A 6,365-nucleotide genomic window follows, 5' to 3' on the forward strand; every position below is an offset into this window, starting at 1 on the left:
CGCATGAGGGATGGCTCTCGCAGCCCTCTGCGATTGTTTTGAAAATGCATCAATTGAAAAAAGAAAATTTTTTCATTGATACATTTATCCAATCGCATGAGGGATAGAAGCGGCATCCTTTTTGCTTTTTCGCAAAAAGATATAGCGTATAGCCCGACCTTTTGTTTTTTCAACAAAAGGGCATGCCCAAAAACAAAATTGCCTCTATACGAAGTAAATCATACAGAGGCAATTATACCGAAATCAAGTAGGTATTACATATTATTCAAAATAACTTCTAATCAATAAATCCAAAGAACCTCGGTAACCAAAGACTCAACTCAGGCACGTAAGTTATCACTAACAATCCACCAATAAGTACCGCAAAGAATGGCAGCATTGGTTTAAGCACATCTTCTATCCTGAGTTTGGCTACACTACAGCCTACAAAGAGCAGGGTTCCAACCGGTGGGGTACAAATACCAACACTGAGGTTAAGTATAAGAATAATACCGAAATGGATAGGGTCTAAACCTAATTGAGTTGTTACGATAGGTAAAAATATTGGTGTGAATATTAAAATTGCGGGGGTCATATCCATAAATGTACCTACAAGTAATAATATTACGTTGATTATTAGAAGAATGATAATCGGGTTATCACTCAAACTCAACAATCCGGAACTTACTGTTTGTGGAATATCTTCGTAAGCCATAACCCATGACAATGCCATTGATGTTCCTACTAAAAACAATACTATCGATGATGTACTGATAGTTTTCAAAAGTACATCAGGCATATCGCTTACTTTAATCTCTTTATAAATAAAAGACAATACCAAAGCGTACAATACTGCAATTGCTGATGCCTCGGTAGCTGTAAAAATACCGGCAATTATTCCTCCGATTACAACCACTAACATAAACAAACTTGGTATTGCATCGAAAAATTTCTTAACTCCTACTTTTAATCCAACCTTTTCGGCTCTTGGATAATTTTTGCGATAAGCTATAGTTGCTGCTAAGGACATCAATAATAGTCCAATTAAAATACCCGGCACATAACCCGCTATAAACAATGCAGCAATTGACACTCCCCCACTTGCAAGTGAGTAAACAATAAGTACATTACTCGGTGGAATTATTAAGCCTGTAGTAGCAGATGAAATATTTACTGCCGCTGAGAATTTTTCGTCATATCCATCCTTCGTCATTCGAGGGTGCATAATACTTCCAATTGCTGAAGCCGATGCAACTGCTGAACCTGAAATTGCCCCAAAAAGCATATTTGCAATAATATTTACAAAAGCTAATCCACCCGGAAGCGGTCCAACTAAAACCTTTGCAAATTCTATAAGCCTTACTGCTATTCCCCCTTTATTCATTAATTGTCCGGCCAAGACGAAAAACGGTATTGCCAAAAGTGTGAAACTATCTAAACTGGCAGCTATAGCCTGAGACATTGTAGTTACCGATGCCAGTGGTGATAAACTCACCATTATTGTTAACGTTGCTGCAATTCCCAATCCATATGCAATTGGTACACCAATTACCAATAGAATCACAAAAGTTACAATAAGTACTAATATTCCTAAACTCATAACTATAGCTCTTTATAAAGTTGTTTTGAATTATATTCATCAATCGCATTATCGATAGAGAAATAAATAATGAAAAGTCCGCTTAATGGTAGTATCATATATACATAACCTATTGGTATTTGTAATACCGCCGAAATTTGTCCTAGATGGAAACGCGTGTAAATTAGCCATATTCCACCTACTATCATTACCGCTACAACAAACACAATTGTAATTCCGTAAATAAGCAGATTGAGCTTTTTATTAGTCTCGAAACTTAGCTTTGTAGACAATAAACTAAGAGCAAGATGCTGTTTCTTCCCCGTTGCATAGGCGGCACCTAAAAGAGTTACCCAAATCAGTAAAAAACCAGCCAACTCATCTGTGAAATTACTTGGCGATGATAGCAAATATCTACTTGCTACCTGCCAAAGTACATCCAATACCAGTATGCTTAACAAAGCAACTAAAAGACGTTCTAATATTTTATCTATTACTTTTCGCATCTTACTTTGTTTCCTTAATTTTCTTAATTAATTCTTTTATTTCGGGATCCTTTTCAAACTCTCTGTAAATGCCCTGAACTTTTTCTACAAAAGGTTCTTTGTTTGGGTAATAAACTTTTACCCCCTGCTCTATCATTGTTTCCAAAGCATTTGTTTCAAAATCTTTCCAAATTTTGCGTTGCTCAAGTACCGATTCCTTTGCCGATTCAGTAAGCCACTTTTTCTCCTGATCGTTTAATTTCTTCCAGGTATGACTGCTCAATAATAATACATCCGGAACCATTGCATGTTCATCTAAAGAGTAATGTTTACAAACTTCGTAATGGTGCGATGTGTATAAACTCGGTGGATTATTTTCGGCACCATCCACAACACGTTGTTGTAACGATGTATATAATTCTCCGTAGGATATTGGTGTTGGAGCACCTCCAAAAGACTCTACCATTTGTACCGGTGTAGAACTTTTCATTACCCTGATTTTTAAACCTTCTAGATCGGCAGGAGTTAACACAGGTTTATCGATAGTATAAAAACTACGCGCTCCGGCATCGTAAAAACAAAGACCTTTAAGCCAGTAATCGGTTGCTGAATTCAGGAGTTCTTCTCCAATACTTCCATCAACTACTTTATGAGAATGTTCTACATCTCTAAAAATGTAAGGCAAACTCAATACCTTAAAATTAGGTGCGAAATTTTCCATTACCGATGACGATACTTTGGTAACATCCAACCCTCCGATTTGAAGTAATTCTAAACACTGCCGTTCTGCTCCCAGCTGACCTCCGGGGTATATTTTTAACTGCATCTTTCCTCCCGATTTTTTCTCAAGGATATCGGCCATTGCAACCATTCCTTTATGAGTTGGGTGCGAAACATCCAGTGCATGTCCAAGTTTCAATACCTTAACATCTTTGTTTGATTGGGTACACGAAACAAAACTTGAAATTATAAATACCGATAATATCAGTTTAACTATTATTCTCATTTTTATTGTTTTTCACTCAAAACAGCAAAGACACAAATAAATTATTCATGTCTTTACCTAAGTAATTCTATTAAAATTTAAAGTATTCTTTAGCATTATTATAGCAGATATCCTGAACCATTTTTCCTACCATATCCATATCATTAGGAACTAATCCTTTTTCCATATCATCTCCTAAAATATCACAAAGAATTCTACGAAAATATTCATGACGAGAGTAAGACAAGAAACTACGCGAATCGGTAAGCATACCTACAAATCGACTCAATAATCCATGATTAGACAATGAATTCATTTGTGCCTCCATCCCTTGTTTTTGATCCAGAAACCACCATCCGGAACCAAACTGTATTTTACCGGCACTTGTTCCATCCTGGAAATTTGCAATTGCTGTAGCAATGATGTCGTTATCAGCAGGATTTATATTGTATAGTATTGTTTTGCTTAGTTTACCTGCAGAACTTAAATTATTTAGGAATTTATTTAAAGTTTTAGCAATATCAAAACTTCCAATAGAGTCGTAACCCGTATCCGGACCTAACTTGTTGAACATTGCCTCATTGTTATTTCTAACTACTCCGTAATGGAATTGCTGAGTCCATCCTTTGTTGTAATCCATTACTGCAAAATCGAACAACATTGCCGATTTAAACTTTAATATCTCTGTACTTGATAACTCCTCCCCTTTTCTGGCTTTGCCAAAAATATTTTCTATTTCTTCTGCAGAATAATCATCGGCATAAAACTCCTCTATTCCATGATCGGATAATTTACATCCATTTTCATGAAAAAATTGATGGCGTTTTTCAAGAGCCTTCAATAAATCGGAATATGTTGAAATTTCAATTCCCGAAACTTCGGATAACTGATTTATATATGTGTTAAAATCTTCCTTTTCAATAGCCATTGCCTTATCGGGACGCCATGCTGGAATAACCTTAACTTCGAAATCGCTTTCTTTTATTTGTTTGTGATATTGCAGATTGTCAATAGGATCATCAGTTGTACAAATAACTTCCACATTCGATTTTCTTATCAAATTTTGAACAGAATAATCATCAGTATTGAGAAGATTTGTACAGGTATCATAAACCTCTGCCCCATTATTATCATTAAGAAGATCTGTAATGCCAAAAGTATTTTTCAACTCTATATGAGTCCAGTGATATAGTGGGTTTCTTAAAGTATAAGGCACAGTTTCTGCCCACTTCTGAAATTTATCTTTGGGATCTTTTTCTCCGGTTATATACTCTTCCGATACTCCATTAGCTCTTAATGCTCTCCATTTGTAATGATCGCCCGAAAGCCATACATCATATAGGTTATCGAACTTCTTATTATCGGCTATTTCTTTTGGATTTAAATGACAATGATAATCGATTATTGGCATTTTTTTTGCGTAATCGTGATACAGACGAACTGCTTGTTCGCTCTGTAGTAAAAAATTGTCATTAATATATTCCTTGGTTTTCATGGTAGCACTATTTTAATATTTTCTCACTCAAAATTAGCTTTATTAAATGAATTTTACCTTCCATCTAAAAGTAAATAAATATAATGATTTTACTTATCTAATCATGAATTTTCAAGATTGACAAATCTAACAATAGCCAATCGATTGTACAATATATTTGTAAAAAATAATTAGTAAGAAAACTGATAATAGCAATCTAAGTGGGTATTAGGTGGTTATTAAATAGGTTTAAGAGGGTGTTATTATAAATAGAACAATTAATAACCAACTAAAAAAAACAAATATCAACACAGTTCAATTAAACATCAAAATGCACCGTATCTTTTTATCTAACAGATTATTCTGAAATTTAATTGGAATAAAAGTTACTTAGTATATAATTCTTTTGCATTAAAATAAAGTACTTTTTTGATAAGCTCTTTTGCATCGTCAATATCCATATAACCTTCCTCTATTTTTTGTGAAAGTACTTTAGCCATTACATGTTGCATGGCAAGTAAACCACCGTAACTTTCTTCTGCCGTAAACGAATCACCACCCCATGTTACTTTATCAATAACTCCTACTTCTATTATTTCGTGGAAAAATCTTTCGGCTGCAGAAGTTGAAATTAACGGAAGCCAACACATATCGGGATAAATATTAGGGTAATTATGAGCTAATCCAAAAATATCTTCTATCCACGGATAACTACCATGAAACAACACAAATTTAGTTTTTGGATTGAGTTCAATAACTTCCCTCAACTGCATAGCATTCGATTTTTGTAACTTCGCTAAACCGGTATGTATTTGCAAAGGCATGTTAAGCTCAGCAGCTATCCTACTCAACTCAAAGAATAAATAATCCTGAAAGTCCTTAATTTCCTGATTTGTAACTTTTTTATTCTTTTTTGACAAAGCCAACTCTGCTTTTTCCTTAGATACAACAGTAAAATCTAAACCACGATCGTATGCTAATGCACATTTAATAGCTACCGCACCATCTTCTTTTTGCTTTACAATTTCGCGGTACATAAATTTAACATAATCATCGATATTACTTATCTCCTTACTATTGTTATACAACACAATTGAGTTATTTCCATTATGATCTTTTGCAAGGGGACTAAAACCATAAAAAAACGAGTTTACTCTAAAGGTTTTAGTAAATATCTCTGAATCGTTTACCCGCACTCCCGGATTTTTGAAATTATCAAGAATTACTGTTTCATATTTACAGTAATCATTCAATATTTTTTCAGAAAACTGTTTATCTCGTAATTCTACAAGCTTGGCAGAAATTTCGTCCCAATTTTCGCTAGAAATTTCATCATCAAATCCATAAATCTCCTGAAGACTTTTTTCTAACCAAACGTAATACGAATTATGTTTTAACTTGTTGATATAATTTTTTCGACTTTCGGTATTTTTTTCATGCTTAACCCCCATCCAATCGGCATACGAACTATACAATAAAACGTCCAATGTAAAGTCTCCCTCATCAAGACGGACATTCATATGGGAGTGAGTATTATAGACCTTTTGCTCACGTGCAAAAGAAATCAACTCATTAAAGTTTTTAGTGCTATAACTTTGAGCAGAGGCATTAACAGCAAACGCAGTTAACACAGCTAATACAATAGTTTTCATATTTTTAATTATCACAGTTTTATAAAGCTAAATACTTTAAAATATACCACTAGCCCGCAGTAGATGATCGTATTAAAAGATCCGCATCAATTTGTTTAGTAATACCGCAATATTCTGATATAGATTTCTCTTCAATCATTTTTAAAACCATAGCACACGAAACCCGTCCAATTTCTAATGCATGCTGATTTACTGTTGTAAGTGCAGGTTT

5 protein-coding genes are annotated in these 6,365 nt (G+C 34.3%); all 5 read right to left on the minus strand.

Going from position 1 to position 6,365, the window contains the following annotated elements; genetic code table 11:
* Positions 1-277 precede the first annotated feature (277 nt).
* The 5 genes from ABFR62_12415 to ABFR62_12435 all read right to left on the minus strand — a co-directional run bounded on the left by ABFR62_12415 (position 278) and on the right by ABFR62_12435 (position 6,154).
* Positions 278-1,579, minus strand: a complete 1,302-nt coding sequence (locus ABFR62_12415) for a TRAP transporter large permease (protein MEN8139227.1) — start codon at positions 1,577-1,579, stop codon at positions 278-280.
* Between the two features lie 2 nt (positions 1,580-1,581).
* Complete coding sequence (locus tag ABFR62_12420; GenBank protein ID MEN8139228.1) at positions 1,582-2,064, minus strand: TRAP transporter small permease; 483 nt, start codon at positions 2,062-2,064, stop codon at positions 1,582-1,584.
* Between the two features lies 1 nt (position 2,065).
* A complete protein-coding gene (locus ABFR62_12425) occupies positions 2,066-3,049 on the minus strand; it encodes a TRAP transporter substrate-binding protein (protein ID MEN8139229.1) in 984 nt (327 codons plus the stop codon).
* Positions 3,050-3,119: 70 nt separating this feature from the next.
* A complete protein-coding gene (uxaC, locus tag ABFR62_12430) occupies positions 3,120-4,523 on the minus strand; it encodes a glucuronate isomerase (protein ID MEN8139230.1) in 1,404 nt (467 codons plus the stop codon).
* Between the two features lie 365 nt (positions 4,524-4,888).
* Positions 4,889-6,154 (minus strand): amidohydrolase family protein, encoded by a 1,266-nt coding sequence (locus tag ABFR62_12435; protein MEN8139231.1) that lies wholly within the window; start codon positions 6,152-6,154, stop codon positions 4,889-4,891.
* Positions 6,155-6,365 lie beyond the last annotated feature (211 nt).

The organism is Bacteroidota bacterium (assembly GCA_039714315.1).
Taxonomy (GTDB): Bacteria; Bacteroidota; Bacteroidia; order Flavobacteriales; family JADGDT01; genus JADGDT01.